The 2,462-nt window shown below is 36.1% G+C and carries 2 protein-coding genes and 1 pseudogene; all 3 read left to right on the forward strand.

What is annotated here, in order from left to right:
• Positions 1-296 (forward strand): annotated as a pseudogene (locus tag DB41_RS11920) (hypothetical protein); the annotation flags it as partial.
• 422 nt (positions 297-718) lie between these two features.
• Entirely contained in the window at positions 719-1,105 is a 387-nt protein-coding gene (locus DB41_RS06245; protein ID WP_039385528.1) for a hypothetical protein, read from the forward strand.
• On the forward strand, positions 1,098-2,069 hold the full coding sequence (gene tal / locus DB41_RS06250) for a transaldolase (protein ID WP_039385531.1): 972 nt from the start codon (positions 1,098-1,100) through the stop codon (positions 2,067-2,069). Before DB41_RS06245 ends, tal begins: the two co-directional genes overlap by 8 nt.
• The last annotated feature ends 393 nt before the right edge of the window (positions 2,070-2,462 follow it).

Consider the following 2,462-nt stretch of genomic DNA (forward strand, 5'->3'; position numbering starts at 1 on the left):
TTTTTTTAGAAACTATCAGGCGTATTTATGCTCAACAAAGAAATGATTTTCGTAAAGTGTACAGCCTGCATGAGCCCCATGAAGAGTGTATTGCTAAAGGCAAAGTGGAAAAAAAATATGAATTTGGCTGCAAAGCTTTGCTAGTCACTACTCATCAAGAAGGGCTAGCTTTAGATGTTAGAGCCATCCATGGCAACCCATACAATGGGCACACTTTTGAAGAAGCCATTAAAAAAGCTCAGAACAACAACGGCAACTCTTCTTTGATCAGAAATCTATTTTTTGCTTTGCTTTAGAAACAATTAAATAAATCCTTCAATTTTCCTTGTTCACTTTTTTCATCTAGCTAGTGTCGTAGTTAATCCAAGTAAAAATTCATTTAGCAATTTTCTTTCAAAAGAAAACACTTTCTATATTTTTTACTCCCCACACTTAAAGCTCTGAGGCTTCCCAGGGAAATACAAAGGATCTACAGAGTACGTTTTCTTGCATGAGACGTTTAATTCTATCAAGAGCCCAAATAGTATTTAGATAATTTTTTTCTATAAGTTATTATAACAAAAGTTTCACAATTTCTGCAAATTTGCTCTCTTTCAAACTCTAACTAGCTAATTTAGATAATCCTAGCAAGTATTTCTAGTTTAGCCCCTCAAAATGACTAAAAAAGTTTGCTCTATTCCTAGGTAAGCTGTAAAATTGTGAAAAAAAAGGAACAATTATGCAAAAAGGACATATTCTTCAGTTTGATTGCCAACAATGTCAGCAACAAGTCTCATTCTCGATTTTTGAACTTGATCAGCTTAGTCATAGCATCCAATGCCCTAGCTGCCATAAAAAATATGTTTTCCAAGATGAAACACTGATTAGGCAACTTAAAAAATTTGCTTTACTGTGCCGCCAAATTATCGATTCAGAAGAGATTTTAGGCAATACGGTAGTAGGGATTGATCTTTTAGATAAACATGTCAAAATTCCGTATAAATTGCTACTCACGCGCTTTACTTCTAGTTTAGACTTGCTAATCGGTGATCAACCTGTTAGCATCCGGTTTCGTATAGAACCTCTTAAAGATACTCCCTTAGAAAAGGAAATTCATCATGTCTAGTCAACTTGAACAGCTTAAACAAATAACTACTATTGTGGTAGATACGGGCGACATTGAGACTATAAAAAAGTTTACCCCTACAGATGCTACAACAAATCCCTCCTTAATTTTGGCTGCTACCCAGCAATCGCAGTATAAACATTTGCTTGATGACGCTGTCCAATACGCTAAAAAGAAAGCTGCCGATTCTAAAGAATTGCGTACTTTAATGATGGACAAGTTATTCGTTAACTTTGGGGTAGAAATTTTACGACTTGTTCCCGGACGAGTTTCAACGGAAGTGGATGCCCGCCTTTCATTTGATAGGGATGAGAGCATTCGTAGAGCACATACTCTTATAAAATTATATGAAGAAGCAGGGATCAAAAAGGAACGCGTGCTTATCAAATTAGCTTCTACCTGGGAAAGCACACGAGCAGCGCAAGAACTTGAAAATGAAGGCATTCATTGTAATATGACTCTATTATTCAGCTTACCACAAGCAATAGCTTGTGCGGACGTCAAAGCTACCCTTATCTCTCCTTTTGTAGGGCGCATTTTAGACTGGTATAAAAAGAATGAAAATGCAAGTAGTTATGCACCTTCAGAAGATCCAGGTGTTCAATCCGTTACCCAAATTTACAACTACTTGAAGAAATTTGGATACAAAACGCAAGTGATGGGTGCAAGTTTCCGCAATGTCGATGAAATTCTTGAACTTGCCGGCTGCGATCTGCTAACAATAGCCCCTTCTCTTTTAGAAAAGCTTAAAAATACTCAGGGCCCTGTTCCTCGTAAGCTTAATGCTGATCAAGCTCGTCATTTGAACTTAGAAAAAATTAATCTGGATGAGAAAAGTTTTCGTTTAATGTTAAATGACAATGCAATGGCTACAGAAAAATTAGCTGAGGGTATACGCAAATTTGCTGAAGATTTGGTTAAACTCGAGCAATATATGGCTGATAGCTATAGCTTATCTTTCTAAGGTAGCTACTAACACTAGTCAATCGAGGTAGGAAGCTTAAAGTCTTTTTCAAATTCTATCTAAAAACTTTATAAACTTTCTACCTATAAGCTTTTCATAGGTGGGTAAAGCTTGTTTTTCTCTTTAGTGTCTATCTTTTTTGTCTATCTTTCCGCACAACTTTCCTGGATTAAAAGAGCAGTTGCAAAACGATAAGCCAGGTTAGGACCTACAAGGCAAAGGAGCAGCAAAAAAATTTGCTTAAAAAAGCTTGGAAATATTTGTTTACATTTGCAAAATTAAAAATAGAATCGTGCCATAAAAACCCATCCCTCTACTACAAAAATCAGTCCTTTTTATTTCTCATTCCTCTTAACGGCAACTTTCCAAACTCTATAGCAGCGTATCAAGCTA

This window comes from Neochlamydia sp. TUME1 (genome assembly GCF_000813645.1).
Lineage (GTDB): Bacteria > Chlamydiota > Chlamydiia > Chlamydiales > Parachlamydiaceae > Neochlamydia.